The sequence below is a fragment of the Marinobacter nauticus genome, from assembly GCF_003634635.1.
GTDB classification, from domain to species: domain Bacteria; phylum Pseudomonadota; class Gammaproteobacteria; order Pseudomonadales; family Oleiphilaceae; genus Marinobacter; species Marinobacter nauticus.
This window is the reverse complement of sequence record NZ_RBJB01000002.1, coordinates 163,623-182,155: the sequence shown is the minus strand read 5'-3', so window position 1 is coordinate 182,155 and position 18,533 is coordinate 163,623. Positions and strand designations below refer to the sequence as shown.

Here is an 18,533-nt window from a genome sequence, read left to right as displayed (position 1 = left end):
GAGAAGCCTCAGCGAGCGGGCTTTCTGCCCTTGCCTGCAGATGGCTTCCCGCGGGAATCAGACCGTTTTTTTGGCGGCGCACCATCGGCGACTTGCCAGCTTCCACCTTTACGCGTCCGTTGCAGTGATTTACCAGGACTCTTGCGACGCTTGCGATCATGGGCAGCCTGCTCTCCCGGAGTTTTCTGGGGTACAGCAACGCTGCCGAGCCCCACGGCACGGCTCAGCGCATCAACACCCTTCTGATCCAGCTCTTCCCAACGGCCCATGGTCAACCGGCTGGGCAGGAAGATCGGTCCATACCGCACCCGCTTGAGACGGCTCACCCGAACGCCCTGAGATTCCCAAAGGCGACGCACCTCCCGGTTGCGACCTTCCAGCAAGGTTACGTGGAACCACTGATTCATACCTTTGCCACCCGCCGGGCTGATATCGGTAAACTTGGCCATGCCGTCTTCAAGCAGCACACCTTCCTTCAGGCGCTCAATCATGGCGTCATCCACTTCACCGAATACCCGAACCGCGTATTCCCGGTCAATCTGACTGGAGGGATGCATCAAGCGATTCGCCAACTCACCGTCGGTGGTAAACAACACCAGACCGGTAGTGTTGATATCCAGACGCCCAATGGAGATCCAGCGCTGGTCCTTGAGCCGCGGCAGGCGGTCAAACACCGTGGGCCGCCCTTCCGGGTCTTTCCGGCTGGTTACTTCGCCCTCTGGCTTGTTGTAAATCAGCACCCGACGCACAACTTCGGCAGCTGAACTCACATCCAGCAGCTTGCCATCAAGCTCAAAACGATCAGAAGTGGAAGCCTTCTGGCCAGGCTGAACCGGAACGCCATTAACCAGCAGTCGACCGGCCTCTATCCAGCCTTCCACTTCCCGCCGGGAGCCAACGCCGGCGCGGGCAAGCAGCTTCTGCACCCGCTCGGGGCCTGCACTTAGAGACTGATCGCTACGGGCTGTTTTGTTTTCGGGGCCTTTTGCCGCCATAAGGGTAGATATCCTTGATATACGGGGCTGAAACCTGGGTTTCAGTGAAGTGTCTGATCCGATTCAGGCGCCTGGGACTCCGAGTCAGAGTCCGGACTGGCACCGGAACCATCAGGAGAGTCGAATTTGATCTCTCCCTGCATGTTCTGCTCTATTTCCCGACCGATTTCCTCAAGGTCACGCACCTCAGAAAGCGGAGGCAGTTCATCCAGCCCGGTCAGGTTGAAATAATCGAGGAACTGGCGTGTGGTGGCATACATGGCAGGCCGCCCAGGGACATCCCGATGACCGACCACGCGCACCCACTCTCGCTCAAGCAGTGTTCGAATGATATTGCTGCTTACCGTAACACCACGAATATCCTCGATCTCGCCACGGGTGATGGGTTGACGATAGGCAATCAGGGCCAGAGTTTCGAGAAGCGCCCGGGAATAACGCTGGGGCTTTTCCTCATACAGCCGACCAACCCATGGCGCAAACTCTTCCCTGACCTGCAATCGGTACCCGCTGGCAACCTTGCGAAGCTCGAAGCCGCGGCCTTCACAGGATTGCTCCAGCATCATCAGCGCATGCTCCATCACCTGCCGGGCCGGGCGCTCATCTTCGCCAAACAGCTCGCGCAGCTGCTCCAGAGACAACGGCTTGCCGGCCGCCAACAGTGCCGCCTCCGCAATAGCCTGAATACGGGTCAGATGTTCTTCGTTCATAGTGTCACTCGATCCTTCAGCTTGCCGCCCGCGCCCTGACATGAATGGGGCCGAGCACTTCCGCCTGAACGATTTCAATCAGCTGTTCTTTCACCAGTTCCAGTGTGGCGAGAAAGGTCACCACCACGCCAAGCCGGCCCTCTTCAAGGGTATACAGGCTCTCGAATGTTACGAACCGGTCGCCCTGCAGCACAGACAGAATGTGGGACATCCGCTCCCTTGTCGATAACCGCTCTTTCTCGACATGGTGGCTGGTAAACAGATCCGCCCTCTGCAAAACACCCTGCAACGCCAGTAACAGCTCCTTCATATCAACGTCCGGATGGGGTTGCGATGACGGAAGCTTGGGTAAAGCAGCGGAAGCCGGATAGGTATCCCGTTCCATGCGCGGGATCTCATCGATATCCTCCGCAGCCTTCTTGAAGCGTTCGTACTGCTGCAGCCGGCGAATCAGCTCTGCCCGGGGGTCAATATCGTCTTCATCGTCACTCTCCTGGCGGGGTAGCAACATACGGGATTTAATCTCCGCCAGGGTTGCAGCCATCACCAGGTACTCGGCTGCCAGCTCGAACCGCATCGCTTCCACCGCACCAATGTAATCCATGTACTGGCGTGTGATTTCACTGACATCAATATCGAGGATATTCATGTTCTGGCGGCGAATGAGGTAGAGCAGCAAATCCAGCGGCCCCTCAAAGGCCTCCAGAAAAACCGCGAGGGCATCCGGCGGGATATATAGATCCTTGGGGATATCCACCAGGGGTTTGCCGGATACGAGCGCCAGCGGCACCTGTTCCGGTGTCGTTGCCTGCGCCTCTTCCGGCTCCCTGGTGTCTTCGGTCATGCCTTTGCCAGCCTTTGACGTTATTGGCGGTCAGGAATCAGCGGTAGCTGAGCCCCATCGCTGCACGGACTTCTTCCAGGGTATCACGGGCGGCATCGCGCGCATGCTCTCGCCCTTCCTGCAGAATGGAATGCACCAGATCCGGATTGCTCTCGTATTCTCGGGCACGCTCATGCAACGGCTTCTGTTCCTCGATGATGGCATCGATCAGCGGCTTTTTGCAGTCCAGGCAGCCAATACCGGCGCTGCGGCAGCCTTCCTGTACCCACTGGCAGGTCTGCTCGTCCGAGTAGACTTTGTGCATACCCCAGACCGGGCACTTCTCCGGCTCGCCCGGGTCTGTCCGTCGCACCCGCTGCGGGTCGGTTTGCATGGTCCGGATCTTTTGAGCAACACTGTCCGGATCTTCACGCAAGCCAATGTAATTGTTGTAGGACTTGGACATCTTCTGTCCGTCCAGCCCCGGCATCTTGGATTCCGGCGTCAGCAACGGCTGCGGCTCCGGCAGTATCACCTTGCCGCCGCCTTCAATGAAACCGTATAGCCGCTCGCGGTCACCCAGCGAAATGTTCTGCTGTTCTTTCAGCAGGGCCCGTGCGGTCTCAAGCGCCTCAAAATCGCCTTCTTCCTGATACCGTTTTTTCAGGTTGCGATAGAGTTTCGCGTTCTTTTTGCCCATCTTGACGATAGCGGCCTCGGCCTGCTCTTCAAAACCGGGCTCGCGACCATAGATGTGGTTAAACCGGCGGGCGATTTCACGGGTAATCTCAACGTGGGATACCTGATCAGCACCGACCGGCACCTTGCCGGCACGATACATCAGGATATCCGCAGTCTGGAGCAACGGGTAACCGAGAAAACCGTAGGTGGCCAAATCCTTTTCCCGCAGCTTTTCCTGCTGATCCTTGTAGGTAGGAATACGTTCCAGCCAGCCCAGGGGCGTGATCATAGACAACAACAGGTGCAGCTCGGCGTGTTCCGGAACCTGGGACTGGATAAACATGGTGGACGAGCCCGGATTAACTCCGGCCGCCAGCCAGTCGATGACCATATCCCATACGCTTTGCTCAATGCCTGAAGGATCATCGTATTGCGTGGTCAGGGCGTGCCAGTCCGCCACAAAGAAGAAGCACTCATACTCGTGCTGGAGCTTGACCCAGTTTTTCAGCACACCATGGTAGTGGCCGAGGTGCAGCTTGCCGGTCGGACGCATGCCGGACAACACTCTTTGCTGGGAATCGACAGAACTCAAAGCACGAACTCCTTCTTTCTGTTTATAGAGCGCCGGAGATCAGCGCCTAAACCGGCCGCTGAAATCAGGCTGACCGGGCATTATAGTCTTTACACTCGCCGGCGTTAAGCAATGCGGCACAAAACCGGAGCCCTATAACGCAAAACCCCCGGAATTCTCGCGAATCCGGGGGTTTTGGTGAAGCTCAGGGCTGCTTTACCAGCCAGTCACTTCCTTCAGGGCCTTGCCGATTTCGGCCAGGCTGCGCACGGTTTTAACACCGGCGTCTTCCAGGGCGGCAAACTTCTCGTCCGCCGTACCCTTACCACCAGAGATGATGGCGCCAGCATGGCCCATACGCTTGCCCGGAGGTGCAGTGACACCGGCAATGTAGGAAACCACCGGCTTGGTGACGTTCTCTTTGATGAACGCAGCCGCTTCTTCCTCAGCGGTACCACCGATCTCACCAATCATGACGATGGCTTCGGTTTCCGGATCTTCCTGCAGCAGCTTCAGAATGTCGATGAAGTTGGAGCCAGGAATCGGGTCGCCACCGATACCGATACAGGTGGACTGACCGTAGCCGAAGTCCGTGGTCTGCTTGACCGCTTCATAGGTCAGGGTGCCGGAACGGGACACGATACCAACCTTACCCTTCTTGTGGATATGGCCAGGCATGATGCCGATCTTGCACTCGTCCGGAGTGATCACGCCCGGGCAGTTCGGGCCGATCATGCGAACGCCTTTACGATCAACGTATTCTTTGGCGTACAGCATGTCGATGGTCGGAATACCTTCAGTGATACAAACGATCAGCTGAATACCGGCGTCGGCCGCTTCGATGATGGCGTCTTTACAGAACGGAGCCGGAACGTAGATGACGGTCGCTTCAGCGCCGGTCTTTTCTACCGCTTCACGTACGGTGTTGAACACCGGCAGACCCAGATGCTCAGTGCCGCCCTTACCGGGGCTGACACCACCTACCATCTTGGTGCCATAGGCAATGGCTTGCTCAGAGTGGAAGGTACCCTGTGCGCCGGTAAAGCCCTGGCAGATAACCTTGGTGTCTTTGTTGATCAGGATGCTCATTATTTACCCCCTGCGGCTTTAACGACTTGCTCTGCGGCGTCCGCCAGGCTGTTGGCGGCGATGATGTTCAGGCCACTTTCGGCGAGTACCTTGGTACCCAGCTCCGCGTTGTTGCCTTCCAGACGAACCACAACAGGCACTTTAACGCCGACTTCTTTAACCGCACCGATGATGCCCTCAGCGATCATGTCGCAGCGAACAATACCACCGAAGATGTTAACCAGAACGGCCTGTACCGCGTCGTCAGACAGGATGATCTTGAACGCTTCGGATACGCGCTCTTTGGTTGCGCCGCCGCCTACGTCCAGGAAGTTGGCAGGCTGGCCGCCGGACAGCTTGATGATGTCCATGGTGCCCATGGCCAGGCCAGCACCGTTAACCATGCAGCCGATGTTGCCTTCCAGCGCAACATAGTTGAGCTCCCACTTGGCCGCTTCCGCTTCCCGGGAATCTTCCTGGGAGGGATCGTGCATCTCGTGGATTTTCTTCTGACGGTACAGTGCGTTGCCGTCTACACCTACTTTGGCGTCGAGGCAGTGCAGGTCACCAGCCGGGGTGATCACCAGCGGGTTGATCTCAACCAGAGCCAGGTCGCACTCTTCAAACAGTTTGGCCAGGCCCAGGAAAATCTTGGTGAACTGACCGATCTGCTTGCCTTCCAGGCCCAGCTTGAATGCCAGTTCACGACCCTGGTACGGCTGCGCGCCGACCAGCGGATCAATTTCGGCTTTCAGGATCTTTTCCGGAGTTTCTTCGGCAACCTTCTCGATTTCCACGCCACCTTCAGTGGAGGCCATGAAAACGATACGACGGGAACCACGGTCTACCACAGCGCCCAGGTAAAGTTCCTGATCGATGTCGGTGAGGGATTCAACCAGAATCTTGCTGACTGGCTGGCCGTTTTCGTCGGTCTGGTAGGTAACCAGGTTCTTACCCAGCCACTTTTCGGCGAATTCACGGATCTCTTCTTTGCTCTTGACCAGCTTTACACCGCCGGCCTTGCCGCGACCACCGGCGTGAACCTGGGCTTTCACTACCCAGCCGTCACCGCCGATTTCGTCTGCCGCTGCTACGGCTTCCTTGGGAGTATCGCAGGCAATGCCTTTGGATACGGGCAGGCCGTACTCAGCGAACAGCTGCTTGCCCTGATATTCGTGCAAATTCATAGTTAATGTCCCGTCTATTGATGGAGGATAACCACGTACGGAAATGAACCCGTCAGTGCACCGCCATTGGTGCAGCTGGAACGAATTCGTTCTGGCAGGCCAGGGATCGCCTCGGCCTGCCGGTCACACATGCGAAAAGCCGCCGTTATGATGGCAGCGGGGCGCCCCAGTTGGCGCCCCGTATTCCGACAATGCGTTACTTCTTCTTGCGACGGTTGGCGACGTGAATCGCACCGCCAGCAACGGCCAGGGCCGCTTCGTGCACAGACTCGGACAGAGTCGGGTGCGCGAAACAGGTCAGGGCCAGATCTTCTGCGCTTGAACCGAATTCCATGGCGATCACGCCCTGGGCAACGATTTCAGACGCCTGCGGACCCACCACGTGGAAGCCAAGAATACGGTCGGTCTTCGCATCTGCGATGATCTTGACCATACCGGAAGCGGCATTGGCAGCCATGGCACGACCGTTCGCCGCAAACGGGAAGGTTCCCACGTTATATTCTTCGCCTTCAGCTTTCAGTTGCTCTTCGGTCTTGCCGACCCAGGCAACCTCAGGGAAGGTATAGATGACATTCGGGATGCAGTCGTAATTGACCTGGGGCTTATGCCCGGCAATACGCTCAGCAACCATCACGCCCTCTTCAGACGCTTTGTGGGCCAGCATTGGACCACGAACCACATCACCGATGGCCCAGACACCCGGTGCTTCGGTCTTGCAGTTGTCGTCTACGAAAATAAAGCCCCGCTCATCCATGGTCACGCCGGAGTCTTCAGCCAGTGCACCATCGGTGTACGGACGACGGCCAACAGCCACGATCAGCTTGTCAAACTTGGCGTCTTGCTTGCCCTTGGAGTCTTCGTAGCTGACGTTAACCAGCTTGCGTTTGACTTCCGCGCCAGTCATGCGGGCGCCCATCACGATGTTCAGGCCCTGCTTCTGGAATTGCTTCAAAGCATCCTTGGCACACTGCTGGTCAACCGCCGGCAGGAAGCTGTCCTGCGCTTCGATCACGGTTACTTCTGAACCCAGGCGGGCCCAGACGCTACCCAGCTCAAGGCCAATAACACCGGCACCGATCACACCAAGGCGCTTGGGCACTTCGGTAAACTCCAACGCACCTTCGGAATCGACGATGTACTCACCGTCGAACGGCGCCGGCGGAATCTCGATCGGCCGGGAACCGGTGGCGATGATTACGTTGTCGGCTTCGTAGGTCTTGGTTTTGCCATCCTTGTCGGTGACTTCAACCTTACGACCGGCGAGCAGCTTGCCATGGCCGTGGATAGAGGTGACGCCATTGGCCTTGAACAGGCCGGCAATGCCACCAGTCAGCTGCTTAACGATACCAGCCTTGCGCTCCATCATCTTGGCAACGTCGATTTTCACGTCCTTGGCCAGGATGCCCATAGAGTCGTAATCGTGGCTGGCTTCCTCAAACTTGTGAGTCACTTCCAGCAGGGCCTTGGACGGGATACAGCCTACGTTCAGGCAGGTACCACCGAGCACCTGGCTCTTGCCGTCTTTACCAGTCCAGGACTCAACACAGGCGGTCTTAAGACCCAACTGAGCGGCTTTAATGGCAGCAACGTAACCACCGGGGCCTGCACCAATTACAATAACGTCGAACTTATCGGACATAATCTTTCCTGTTATCGAATTCGTTGAGTGTCAGATTACACATCCAGCAGGATACGTGCCGGGTCTTCCAGCATTTCCTTGATCGCCACCAGGAACTGCACCGCTTCCTTGCCATCGATCATACGGTGATCGTATGACAGCGCCAGGTACATCATCGGCAGAATCTCAACCTTGCCATTTACCGCCATCGGGCGCTCTTGGATCTTGTGCATACCCAGAATGGCAGTCTGGGGCGGATTCAGGATCGGCGTGGAGATCAGAGACCCGAAAATACCACCGTTGGTGATGGTGAAGGTGCCACCGGTCATATCTTCAATGGCCAGCTTGCCTTCCTTCGCCTTGGTACCGTACTCGACGATCTTCTTCTCGATGTCGGCCAGACCCATGGCGTCGGTGTCACGCAGAACCGGTACCACCAGGCCACGGTCGGTGGATACTGCTACGCCTACGTCCTGATAGCCGTGGTACACCATGTCGTTGCCGTCAATGGAGGCGTTTACTGCCGGGAAGCGCTTCAGAGCTTCGGTAGCCGCTTTGGTGAAAAACGACATGAAGCCCAGCTTGATGCCGTGGCGCTTCACGAAGCTGTCCTGGTACTGCTTACGCAGTTCCATGATCGGCGCCATGTTCACCTCGTTAAAGGTGGTCAGCATGGCTGCTGTCTGCTGGGCATCAACGAGACGCTTGGCGATGCTGGCACGCAGGCGGGTCATCGGAACCCGCTTCTCGGCGCGCTCGCCCTGGCCAACGTTCACCTCAGGCATCGCTGCCGGCTTGGCGGCAGCCGCTCCACCGGAAGATTTGTTGCTGTCCACGTAGTTCTGAACGTCTTCCTTGGTAACACGGCCATCTTTACCGGTGCCCTTTACCGCGCTCGGGTCAACGTTGTTTTCTTCGGCCAGCTTGCGGGCAGCCGGGCTCAGAATGGCGTCGCCGGAAGCAGCTTCGGATTTCTCCTCGGCTTTCGGTGCTTCGGCTTTCGCTTCAGACTTGCTCTCGGCCGGCTTGGATTCACCTGCTGCGCCTTCCTTGAACTTGCCGATGACCTCACCGCTTTCCACGGTGTCGCCTTCGTTCTTGAGAACTTCTTCGATCACACCATCCGCCGGCGCAACCACTTCGAGCACAACCTTGTCGGTTTCGATATCGACAATCAGCTCGTCACGGGAACAGGCCTCACCCGGCTGCTTGTGCCAGGTCGCGACGGTGCCTTCGGCAACCGACTCAGGGAAAACGGGGGCTTTAATCTCTGTTGACATTACGGATCCTTAGTTCGGTAGCTCGTCAGATTTCAAACGCGTCGTTAACCAGTTTCTTCTGCTCTTCGATGTGAACAGACATGTGTCCACAGGCAGGAGCAGCAGAAGCCTCACGACCGGCATACTGGAGATATAGCTTGGGATTCAGGCGCTGCAGTGCGTTCCGCATGTGATGCTGACTGCAATACCAGGCTCCCTGGTTCATCGGCTCTTCCTGACACCAGACCACATGCTTGAGCTTGCTGTACTGGCTCAGCAGTTCGTCCAGGTCATCGCTCGGGAATGGGTACAATTGTTCGATACGAACAATCGCGACATCGTCCCGCTCATCCGCCTTCTTCTTCTCCAGAAGATCATAGTAGACCTTGCCACTGCAGAGGATCAGGCGAGTCACTTTTTTCGGATCGGACGGCTCTTTCTCCGGCAGAATTGTCTGGAATGTGCCGGATGTCAGGTCGTCCAGACCCGAAATGGCTTCCTTATGGCGCAGCAGGCTCTTGGGCGTAATGGCAACCAACGGCTTGCGCAACGGACGCTTCACCTGCCGACGCAACATGTGGAATACCTGAGACGGTGTAGTCGGCACACAGACCTGAATATTGTGTTCGGCACACAGCTGCAGGAAACGCTCCAGACGGGCGGAACTGTGTTCCGGCCCCTGCCCTTCATAACCGTGTGGCAGCAGCAGTGTCAGGCCACACAGTCGACCCCACTTATGCTCACCACTGGTCAGGAACTGATCAATCACCACCTGGGCACCGTTGGCGAAGTCACCAAACTGGGCTTCCCAGACAATCAGCGCGTTCGGCGTCGTGGTGGAATAACCGTATTCGAACGCCATCACCGCTTCTTCAGACAGCAGTGAGTCATAGATGTCGAACTTCGGCTGATCGTCTTTCAGATTCTGCAGGGAAATATGAGTAGACCCATCTTTCTGGTTATGCAGAACAGCATGACGGTGCGAGAAGGTGCCCCGGCCCACGTCCTGACCAGTCAGGCGGATCGGGTGGCCTTCGTTCAGCAAAGTGGCATAGGCCATCATTTCGCCGTAGCCCCAGTTCAGGGACAGCGCGCCAGCCGTCATCTTCTCGCGATCATTAACAATCTTGGAAACCTGGCGCTGTATGCTGAACCCTTCCGGCACTTCAGTCAGCTTCTTGCCCAGTTTCTGGACGGTTTTCAGCGCAACGCTGGTCTTGCACTTCGCTGTCCACTCATGGCCCAGATACGGAGCCCAGTCCACGTAAAGCTCTTTGTTAGGCTCTTTAACCAGGGACTTGACCACGTGATCACCCTTGTCCAGGGCGTCCCGGTAATCAGTCTCCATCTGCTTGGCTTCATCTTCGGTGATCACACCGGCTTCAACCAGCTGATCCGCGTAGATCGCACGAGTGGTCTTCAGCTTGCGGATCTTGTCGTACATCAGCGGCTGGGTCGCTGCCGGCTCATCCGCCTCGTTGTGGCCACGACGACGGTAGCAAACCAGATCAATCACTACATCGCGCTTGAATTCGTTGCGGTAGTCCATCGCCATCTGGGTGGCAAACATCACCGCTTCAGGATCGTCGGCGTTCACATGCAGAATCGGCGCCTGAACCATCTTGGCAACGTCGGTGCAATACTCGGTGGAACGAGCATCTTCCTGTTTGCTAGTGGTGAAGCCAACCTGGTTGTTGATCACGATGTGGATGGTACCGCCAACACCAAAGCCCCGGGTCTGGGACATCTGGAAGGTTTCCATCACTACGCCCTGCCCGGCAAACGCAGCGTCGCCGTGCATCACAATGGGTACCACGGTACTGCCATCGGTATCGCCACGACGGTCCTGACGGGCGCGTACCGAGCCTTCCACTACCGGGGATACGATTTCCAGGTGAGACGGGTTGAAGGCCATGGCCAGGTGAACCTCGCCACCTGGCGTCATCACGTTTGAGGAGAAGCCCTGGTGGTATTTCACGTCGCCGGAGCCGGAATCCGCGAGCTTCTTGCCCTCGAATTCATCAAACAGTTCTTTCGGATTTTTGCCCAGGGTGTTGACCAGCACGTTCAGTCGACCGCGGTGGGCCATGCCCAGCACGATCTCTTTGGCACCATAGGAGCCCGCACGCTGAATCAGCTCGTCCAGGCAGGGGATCAGACTTTCACCGCCCTCGAGACCAAAACGCTTGACGCCCGGATAACGGGAACCCAGGTATTTTTCCAGCCCTTCAGCAGCCGTCAGGCGCTCAAGGATATGCTTGCGGGTTTCGGTCTCGTATTCCGGACGGGAACGAACAGGCTCCATACGTTGCTGGAACCAACGCTTGATGCGCGTGTCTACCACATGCATGTATTCAGCGCCGATGCTCTCGCAGTAAGTCTGGCGCAGGCCCTGAACAATATCGCCGAGTTTCATGCTCTCGGAACCAAAGTTCAGAGAGCCGGTCTGGAACTCCAGATCAAGATCGGATTCGCCCAATTCGTGGAATCGCGGGTCCAGATCTTCTACCTGAGGACGTTGCCAGACACCCAGAGGATCAAGCTTTGCTTCCTGGTGACCGCGGAAACGAAAAGCGTTGATCAGCTGCAGAACACGGATCTGCTTTTTATCAGCGTCGGACGTAGCACTGGCAGGCACGCCATTGGTCGCCAGAAAACGCTGATTGCGGGAGATGTGCTCAAACTGCTCGCGGATGGTGGAGTGAACGATGTCGCGGCCCTGATAGCCATCGACGCTCGGGAGTTTATCGAAGTAACTCCGCCACTCTTCTGGAACTGCGTTGGGGTCTGTCAGGTAGGTTTCAAAAAGCTGTTCAACATAGGCAAGATTGCCACCCTGCAGGTGGGAAGTCTGCCATAACTGCTCCATGATGCTTTCGTGCATTTTGAATAGCTCACCTTGGGCTGGTGCGGGGGAGCCAGTATGGTCGGCCAGGGGTAATTCTCAGTCAATACGGGTTATTACGGCATGACTTTGGCCACCACACCCGGCAAGGATGTTTTCCGTCCCCAGTGATTTTTATACTCAGCAATACTGTCCGGTGACTGGATAAGCGCACCGAAACAGCGTGCATAAGTTTGCACCCCGGTAAGACTTTTGACTATAAGCCTTTGGTTGAAGGCCCCGCATATAGCGAGGCCTTCAGGGGTACTAACTGGTGTCAGAACACCAGTATAGCTGGTGCTGCGAATTTTGCCGGTCAGGTGGCTCTTTGCAGCAACAGGTTCCGGATATGGCCAATTGCCTTTGTGGGGTTCAGGCCCTTCGGACACACACTGACACAGTTCATGATGCCACGGCAGCGGAACACGCTGAACGGATCGTCCAGGTTCGCCAAACGCTCTGCCTGGGCGGTATCACGGCTGTCGGCCAGGAAGCGATAAGCTTGCAACAGACCAGACGGACCGATGAACTTGTCCGGATTCCACCAGAAAGACGGGCAAGCGGTAGAGCAGCAGGCACAGAGAATACACTCGTACAGGCCGTCCAGCTTCTCACGATCTTCCGGAGACTGCAGTCGCTCGATGGCTGGCGCGGGGTTGTCATTCACAAGGTACGGCATCACTTTTTCGTACTGCTTGTAGAACAGGCCCATATCAACCACCAGATCACGAATGACCGGAAGACCAGGCAGCGGGCGCAAAACCAGCTTGTTGTTCTTGACCACATCGGAAACCGGTGTGATGCAAGCCAGGCCGTTCTTGCCATTCATGTTCATACCATCTGAGCCGCAAACGCCCTCACGACAGGAACGGCGAAATGCGACAGTCGGGTCCTTTTCCTTGGCCAGCGCCAAAACATCCAGAACCATCAGATCTTTGCCTTCCGGCAACTCAATCTCAACGTCCTGCATGTAAGGGGCGTTGTCAGTTTCCGGGTTATAACGGTACAGACTTACCAACATTTTCAGGATACCCCCTTAGTAGGTCCGGATCTTCGGCTCGAAGGTCGGAACCGTTTTCGGTGCAAAGTTCACGTCACGCTTGCCAACGCGCTTGTCCAGCGGGAAGTACATGGAGTGCTTCAGCCAGTTCTCGTCGTCACGCTCGGTGAAATCGTTACGGGCATGGGCACCGCGACTTTCTTTACGCTCAATCGCAGACTTGGCGGTCGCATAGGCAACTTCGTACAGGTTGTCCAGCTCCAGTGCTTCGATACGGGCGGTGTTGAATGCCTTGCTGGTATCAGTCAGCTTGGTCTTACGAACCCGCTCACCGATTTCTTCCAGCAGCTTCAGACCCTTCTCCATACTTTCGCCGTCACGGAACACGCCGAAGTAGAGCTGCATGCAGTTCTGCAGGTCTTTACGAACCTGAGCCACATCCTCACCCTCACTTGCACTGTCCAGACGCTCCAGACGAGCCATGGCACGCTTGATGTCTTCGTCGCTTGCGCCGTCGACCTCGAAACCACCACGCAGCTGCTCCTCAATGTGCAGGCCAGCCGCACGACCAAAGACCACCAGATCCAGCAGAGAGTTGCCTCCCAGACGGTTAGCACCGTGCACAGACACACAAGCGGCTTCACCGCAGGCAAACAGGCCCGGAATCGGCTTGTCATTGCCGTTTTCATCCTGAGTCAGCGCCTGACCACCAACGTTGGTCGGAATGCCGCCCATCATGTAGTGACAGGTCGGAACCACTGGCACCGGCTCTTTGACCGGATCAACGTGGGCAAAGGTACGGGACAGCTCACAGATACCCGGCAGACGCAGGTTCAGCGTTTCTTCGCCCAGGTGATCCAGCTTCAGCAGTACGTGATCCTTGTCGGGACCACAGCCGCGGCCTTCCAGAATTTCCAGAACCATGGAGCGGGCAACAACGTCGCGACCAGCGAGGTCTTTGGCGTTCGGAGCATAACGCTCCATGAAACGCTCACCTTCGGAGTTGATCAGGTAACCACCCTCACCCCGGCAACCCTCAGTTACCAGCACACCGGCACCGTGGATACCGGTCGGGTGGAACTGCCACATTTCCATGTCCTGAACCGGGAAGCCGGCACGCAGGGCCATACCGATACCGTCACCGGTGTTGATCAGGGCATTGGTGGTTGACGCATAGATACGACCGGCGCCACCGGTTGCCAGAACGGTCGCCTTGGCCTTGATGTAGCAGACTTCACCGGTCTCAATTTCGATACCGACAACACCGACCACTTCGTCTTTACTGTTCTTGACCAGGTCCACGGCGTACCACTCGTTCAGGAACGAAGTGCCGCCTTTGAGGTTAGCCTGGTATAGCGTGTGCAGCAGAGCATGACCGGTGCGGTCGGCTGCGGCACAGGTACGGGCAGCCTGACCGCCCTTACCGTAGTCCTTGGACTGACCACCGAACGGACGCTGATAGATACGACCCTGCTCGGTACGGGAGAACGGGAGGCCCATGTGCTCGAGCTCGAACACTGCCTGCGGACCGACGGAGCACATATACTCAATCGCGTCCTGGTCACCGATGTAGTCAGAACCTTTCACAGTGTCGTACATGTGCCAGCGCCAATCGTCGTTGGGATCAGCGCTTGCGATCGCACAGGTAATACCGCCCTGGGCGGATACCGTGTGCGAACGGGTCGGAAATACTTTCGTGATACACGCGGTATCGAGACCGGATTCGGTCAGCTGGAGGGCGGCTCGCATACCGGCACCGCCACCACCGATAACAATCGCGTCGAACGACATGGTCTTGATGTTAGCCATCGATTAAAGCCCCCAAAGAATCTGAATGCCCCACACGACATATACAAACATTACGAGCACACAGGCTGCCTGAAGCAGAAAACGCGGCATCGCGGATTTGATGTAGTCGGTAGAAACTGTCCACAAGCCAACCCACGCGTGCCCGGCAATGGACAGCAGCGCAAGCAGACTGAAGATCTTGAACCATCCCTGAGCAAACAATGCAGACCACGCCTGGTAGTCAACATCGGTGGTCACAAAGAAGCCAAGCAGGAACAGCGTGTACAGAGCTAATACGTAGGCTGTTACGCGCTGGATGATCCAGTCCTGAATACCGTTACGACCAATATTCGTTACACTGTTCATGCCCATACCCAGACTCCTGCCAGAACGATGAGAACAACGGAAACCGCAATCGTGGCTTTCGCGGCGAGGCGCCCGCTTTCAAGCTCTTCGCCAATACCAGCGTCCATCAACAGGTGTTTGATACCTGCAACCAGGTGGTACAGCAGAGCAGACAGGATGCCCCAGATGATCAGCTTCGCCAGGAAGCTGTCCAGCAGCTCATTCACCCGGTTAAAGCCATCTTCTCCGGAAAGGGAGAGATCCAGGCCGTACATCAGGAAGGCAACACCTACGAAGATGATGATGCCGCTGATGCGATGCAGGATCGAAGTAATGGCTGGCAGCGGGAAATGAAACTTGCCGAGATCGAGATTTACTGGTCGTTTGCTATTCACAGCGCTCTCACACTCTCTCTTGGTTCCGCGGGACCGCAAAACGGTGGCGGATGGTTGGTATGTTGGGACCGGAGAATCGGTACGATACCGATAACCGATTGGTTCAGGAGGGCGGATGACTACCCGGTAGCTTGCTATACTCAAGCCCATAAGCCGGTGCATCCCCGATTCCGGGCTACGGATTATAAGGAGACACCCCGGTAATTACAAACTTGCAATCGCCCTCCAGGCCTTGCAGCTTGCAGCCTCTACCCATCTATAAGGCTTATTGACAAAACCAATTTCCGCCCCAGGGGCCCGATATTCCGGATATCCCTCATTTACAAACGGGAAGAAATTTGCCGTTTTCTCCGCCAGTGCATTGACAAAAAAAGCTGACGCCCTATATTTTGCCGCCAGTTTTGCGATAATACGCGCTTTCTGGCGCATCTACACATGCAGAAAAGCTGTTATAGCTAATCAGACAGGAGAGCACCATGACCGACAGGAAAGCCACGCTCTCGGTGGGAGATAAGTCCATTGAGCTACCGGTTTATTCCGGCACCGTCGGCCCTGACGTTATTGACGTACGCGGCCTGGTACAGGAAGGCGTTTTCACTTACGACCCCGGATTTGTATCCACCGCAGCCTGCGAATCGGCCATCACATACATCGATGGCGCCAACGGTGTGTTGCTGCACCGCGGCTACCCCATTGACCAGCTGGCCGAGCACTCCGACTTCCTGGAAGTCTGCTACCTGCTGCTGAACGGCGAACTGCCCAGCGAAGAAGAAAACAAGCGGTTCCACGACACCATCAAAAACCACACCATGCTGCACGACCAGATGCGCAACTTCTTCAACGGCTTCCGCCGTGACGCGCATCCAATGGCCATCATGTGTGGCGTTGTGGGCGCGCTGTCTGCGTTCTATCACGACCAGATGGACGTTTCCGATCCCAAGCAACGTGAAATCACCGGCCATCGCCTGATCGCGAAAATGCCGACCATTGCGGCATGGTGCTACAAGTATTCCATGGGACAGCCTTTCATGTATCCACGGAACGACCTGTCCTACGCAGAGAACTTCCTGCACATGATGTTTGGCACTCCGTGCGAAGAGTACAAGCCAAATCCTGTTCTGGCCAACGCCATGGACAAGATCTTCATTCTGCACGCTGACCACGAACAGAACGCGTCCACCTCCACCGTTCGCCTTGCAGGCTCTACCGGCGCCAACCCATACGCCTGTATTGCGTCCGGCATTGCCGCACTCTGGGGCCCGGCTCACGGCGGCGCGAACGAAGCGGTACTGGACATGCTGGCCGAGATCGGCGACGAGTCCAACATCGAGAAGTTCATTGCCAAGGCAAAAGACAAGGACGATCCGTTCCGCCTGATGGGCTTCGGCCACCGGGTTTACAAGAACTTCGATCCACGCGCCAAGGTCATGGCTCAGACTGCCCACGAAGTATTGAGCGAACTCGGCCTGGAAAACGATCCGCTGCTGAAAATTGCCCAGCGCCTGGAAAAGATCGCCCTGGAAGACGAGTACTTCGTTCAGCGCCAGCTGTATCCGAACGTCGACTTCTACTCCGGCATCATCCTGAAGGCCATCGGTATTCCGACCTCCATGTTTACCGTTATCTTCGCCATGTCCCGTACCATCGGCTGGTTCTCCCACTGGAACGAAATGGTCAGCGGTGCCAACCGTATCGGCCGCCCGCGCCAGCTGTACACCGGCTCGCCGAAGCGGGACTACCCGAAGAAGTAAGCACACCACTTGCCTTCAACCAGAAAAAAGCCGCTGACTTCAGCGGCTTTTTTTCATTTCCCGGTCAGTCTTTCACCATGCTAACGACAGTCCGCCGGCAGTAGTTTTTCAACAGCGTTCTGACCATAGCAACTCCAGAATAACCCGTTATCGGTGACCTCCGGTTCCAGAACGATGTATTCCGACTCTCCGGTTTCATCAACCCCCATCTCAATGCCGATCACACCACCGTCATAGACATCAATAGTATAGTCTTCACCAGAGCCCCCGAAGGTACCGCCATAACCAAGCTCCGCCATCGAGCCGGGCCAGGCCTGGTGTTCACTGACATAGGCATCGACAGAATCCGTAACCCCCAAGCCTTCCAGGTAGGCATCCTGATAGCGACTTCTCTCTACGTATTCGTGATACTGAGGAATCGCAACAGCGGCAAGTATGCCGACAATGGCCACCATCACGAGCAAGGACGCAGCCCCTCCCCCAACCCCGAGCCTCGGGACGAACAGAGCGAAGAACCAGGCTAACTTGCTCCGCCCCGGGTGAGATACTTCACGCCCTTCCGACAGGGCAATGGCCGCTGCCATTCGCTTGGTGAGCCAGGGGTAGTCTCCCGTTATTTCGTTGAAGGACATCCAGAAGCCGTTGGTCACAGCCACTTGCCCTACAAATGCGTCCACGTTGATGGTTTGCCAGCGGGTATCGCCAGCAGCGATTGCTGCCAGCGCTGCCTTGATGTCCTCCGGTGACTGACAGCAGGCTACACCGTAGCGATCACACGTGTATTCTTCGGCACGCCGCAACGCCGGCCCGATTACAGGCAGCCAGGCAGCGGGTGCCAGCACCGGCCCCCAGGAAAGATGGCGCCGGTGAATATGACCCAACTCATGACCGATGTAGAAATCAATAGCGTCCGGGCGCTCTTCCAACGCATCAACAACATCAGTGAACAGCACAACAAAATGCCGTCCAAGAAACTTGGTCGCAAGTGCATTGAAAAAGTCCGTCCGCAGGAGGTAGGCTTCCGGCACCTCCTTTACCCCAACCTTTTCGCAACAACGAATAAGCCGGTCATAGAGATCCGGATATTGCTCGCGACTGATTCGCACCCCAGACCCCTTCAGGTGTGAGATGAAAGCCGAATGGGCAAAGAGAAAGAACACGTACCCCACCAACAGATACAGCAATACAATACCGAGCGTCCCCAGTATCAGAGCCAGCCAGATGGCCACAGCAAGCACCGCCGTCACCAGCAGCAACGGTTTTTCATGTTTGTATACCAGATTCATTTACTTCCCTCACGAATAAACTACAGGCGGCATCACGGCCTCCCCCATTCGCTGAACAACAAGGATAAGAAGCACCGGGAGACCCAAAAACTGGTTTCTCACGGCCTGTAAGCATCCATGCGGCTAGCCTGCTAAGTATAAGAATGCCTGGAAGCGCCTGCTATCGTATGCGCCT

At 56.5% G+C, this 18,533-nt stretch carries 16 protein-coding genes; 1 reads left to right on the top strand and 15 read right to left on the bottom strand.

Annotated elements, in window-relative coordinates; all coding sequences use genetic code 11:
• Positions 1-8: 8 nt before the first annotated feature.
• From rluB to C7436_RS00815, 14 genes are all read right to left on the bottom strand, one after another.
• Positions 9-995: a 23S rRNA pseudouridine(2605) synthase RluB gene (rluB, locus tag C7436_RS00880; RefSeq protein ID WP_022992466.1), complete on the bottom strand. Its 987-nt coding sequence runs from the start codon at positions 993-995 to the stop codon at positions 9-11.
• A gap of 41 nt (positions 996-1,036) precedes the next feature.
• Positions 1,037-1,702, bottom strand: a complete 666-nt coding sequence (gene scpB, locus C7436_RS00875; RefSeq protein WP_023011049.1) for an SMC-Scp complex subunit ScpB — start codon at positions 1,700-1,702, stop codon at positions 1,037-1,039.
• 16 nt (positions 1,703-1,718) lie between these two features.
• Positions 1,719-2,546 carry a segregation and condensation protein A gene (locus tag C7436_RS00870; protein ID WP_023011050.1) on the bottom strand — a complete coding sequence of 276 codons (828 nt, stop codon included), beginning with the start codon at positions 2,544-2,546 and terminating at the stop codon, positions 1,719-1,721.
• 37 nt (positions 2,547-2,583) lie between these two features.
• Positions 2,584-3,798: a tryptophan--tRNA ligase gene (locus C7436_RS00865; protein WP_011784667.1), complete on the bottom strand. Its 1,215-nt coding sequence runs from the start codon at positions 3,796-3,798 to the stop codon at positions 2,584-2,586.
• A 195-nt stretch (positions 3,799-3,993) separates the two neighbouring features.
• Positions 3,994-4,866, bottom strand: a complete 873-nt coding sequence (gene sucD, locus C7436_RS00860) for a succinate--CoA ligase subunit alpha (protein WP_011784666.1) — start codon at positions 4,864-4,866, stop codon at positions 3,994-3,996.
• Positions 4,866-6,032, bottom strand: a complete 1,167-nt coding sequence (gene sucC, locus C7436_RS00855; protein ID WP_121206364.1) for an ADP-forming succinate--CoA ligase subunit beta — start codon at positions 6,030-6,032, stop codon at positions 4,866-4,868. The genes sucD and sucC overlap by 1 nt, the downstream gene beginning before the upstream one ends.
• Positions 6,033-6,228: 196 nt before the next feature.
• Positions 6,229-7,671 (bottom strand): dihydrolipoyl dehydrogenase, encoded by a 1,443-nt coding sequence (lpdA, locus tag C7436_RS00850; RefSeq protein WP_011784664.1) that lies wholly within the window; start codon positions 7,669-7,671, stop codon positions 6,229-6,231.
• Between the two features lie 35 nt (positions 7,672-7,706).
• Positions 7,707-8,930 carry a 2-oxoglutarate dehydrogenase complex dihydrolipoyllysine-residue succinyltransferase gene (gene odhB / locus C7436_RS00845; RefSeq protein ID WP_011784663.1) on the bottom strand — a complete coding sequence of 408 codons (1,224 nt, stop codon included), beginning with the start codon at positions 8,928-8,930 and terminating at the stop codon, positions 7,707-7,709.
• A gap of 25 nt (positions 8,931-8,955) precedes the next feature.
• Complete coding sequence (locus tag C7436_RS00840; RefSeq protein WP_011784662.1) at positions 8,956-11,793, bottom strand: 2-oxoglutarate dehydrogenase E1 component; 2,838 nt, start codon at positions 11,791-11,793, stop codon at positions 8,956-8,958.
• 316 nt (positions 11,794-12,109) lie between these two features.
• A complete protein-coding gene (locus C7436_RS00835; protein WP_011784661.1) occupies positions 12,110-12,814 on the bottom strand; it encodes a succinate dehydrogenase iron-sulfur subunit in 705 nt (234 codons plus the stop codon).
• A gap of 15 nt (positions 12,815-12,829) precedes the next feature.
• Positions 12,830-14,602, bottom strand: a complete 1,773-nt coding sequence (sdhA, locus tag C7436_RS00830; protein WP_011784660.1) for a succinate dehydrogenase flavoprotein subunit — start codon at positions 14,600-14,602, stop codon at positions 12,830-12,832.
• A gap of 3 nt (positions 14,603-14,605) precedes the next feature.
• Complete coding sequence (gene sdhD / locus C7436_RS00825; RefSeq protein ID WP_011784659.1) at positions 14,606-14,947, bottom strand: succinate dehydrogenase, hydrophobic membrane anchor protein; 342 nt, start codon at positions 14,945-14,947, stop codon at positions 14,606-14,608.
• On the bottom strand, positions 14,944-15,321 hold the full coding sequence (gene sdhC, locus C7436_RS00820; RefSeq protein WP_011784658.1) for a succinate dehydrogenase, cytochrome b556 subunit: 378 nt from the start codon (positions 15,319-15,321) through the stop codon (positions 14,944-14,946). Before sdhC ends, sdhD begins: the two co-directional genes overlap by 4 nt.
• A gap of 204 nt (positions 15,322-15,525) precedes the next feature.
• Positions 15,526-15,750 (bottom strand): hypothetical protein, encoded by a 225-nt coding sequence (locus C7436_RS00815; RefSeq protein WP_014421719.1) that lies wholly within the window; start codon positions 15,748-15,750, stop codon positions 15,526-15,528.
• A gap of 47 nt (positions 15,751-15,797) precedes the next feature.
• Between C7436_RS00815 and gltA the strand changes: the two genes are divergently transcribed.
• Positions 15,798-17,072 carry a citrate synthase gene (gene gltA / locus C7436_RS00810; protein ID WP_011784657.1) on the top strand — a complete coding sequence of 425 codons (1,275 nt, stop codon included), beginning with the start codon at positions 15,798-15,800 and terminating at the stop codon, positions 17,070-17,072.
• An 80-nt stretch (positions 17,073-17,152) separates the two neighbouring features.
• On the opposite strand, the gene C7436_RS00805 is transcribed toward gltA, so the two are convergent.
• The gene (locus C7436_RS00805; RefSeq protein WP_121206363.1) at positions 17,153-18,358 is read right to left on the bottom strand and encodes a M48 family metalloprotease; all 1,206 of its coding nucleotides are present in this window, start codon (positions 18,356-18,358) and stop codon (positions 17,153-17,155) included.
• Positions 18,359-18,533: the final 175 nt, after the last annotated feature.

Coding starts and splice junctions, on each gene's coding strand:
- gltA (WP_011784657.1), top strand. CDS start 15,798: ATGACCGACAGGAAAGCCACGCTCTCGGTGGGAGATAAGTCCATTGAG.
- rluB (WP_022992466.1), bottom strand. CDS start 995: ATGGCGGCAAAAGGCCCCGAAAACAAAACAGCCCGTAGCGATCAGTCT.
- sdhA (WP_011784660.1), bottom strand. CDS start 14,602: ATGGCTAACATCAAGACCATGTCGTTCGACGCGATTGTTATCGGTGGT.
- sucD (WP_011784666.1), bottom strand. CDS start 4,866: ATGAGCATCCTGATCAACAAAGACACCAAGGTTATCTGCCAGGGCTTT.
- C7436_RS00805 (WP_121206363.1), bottom strand. CDS start 18,358: ATGAATCTGGTATACAAACATGAAAAACCGTTGCTGCTGGTGACGGCG.
- C7436_RS00815 (WP_014421719.1), bottom strand. CDS start 15,750: ATGCGCCAGAAAGCGCGTATTATCGCAAAACTGGCGGCAAAATATAGG.
- sdhD (WP_011784659.1), bottom strand. CDS start 14,947: ATGAACAGTGTAACGAATATTGGTCGTAACGGTATTCAGGACTGGATC.
- sucC (WP_121206364.1), bottom strand. CDS start 6,032: ATGAATTTGCACGAATATCAGGGCAAGCAGCTGTTCGCTGAGTACGGC.
- scpB (WP_023011049.1), bottom strand. CDS start 1,702: ATGAACGAAGAACATCTGACCCGTATTCAGGCTATTGCGGAGGCGGCA.
- odhB (WP_011784663.1), bottom strand. CDS start 8,930: ATGTCAACAGAGATTAAAGCCCCCGTTTTCCCTGAGTCGGTTGCCGAA.
- lpdA (WP_011784664.1), bottom strand. CDS start 7,671: ATGTCCGATAAGTTCGACGTTATTGTAATTGGTGCAGGCCCCGGTGGT.
- C7436_RS00835 (WP_011784661.1), bottom strand. CDS start 12,814: ATGTTGGTAAGTCTGTACCGTTATAACCCGGAAACTGACAACGCCCCT.
- C7436_RS00840 (WP_011784662.1), bottom strand. CDS start 11,793: ATGCACGAAAGCATCATGGAGCAGTTATGGCAGACTTCCCACCTGCAG.
- C7436_RS00870 (WP_023011050.1), bottom strand. CDS start 2,546: ATGACCGAAGACACCAGGGAGCCGGAAGAGGCGCAGGCAACGACACCG.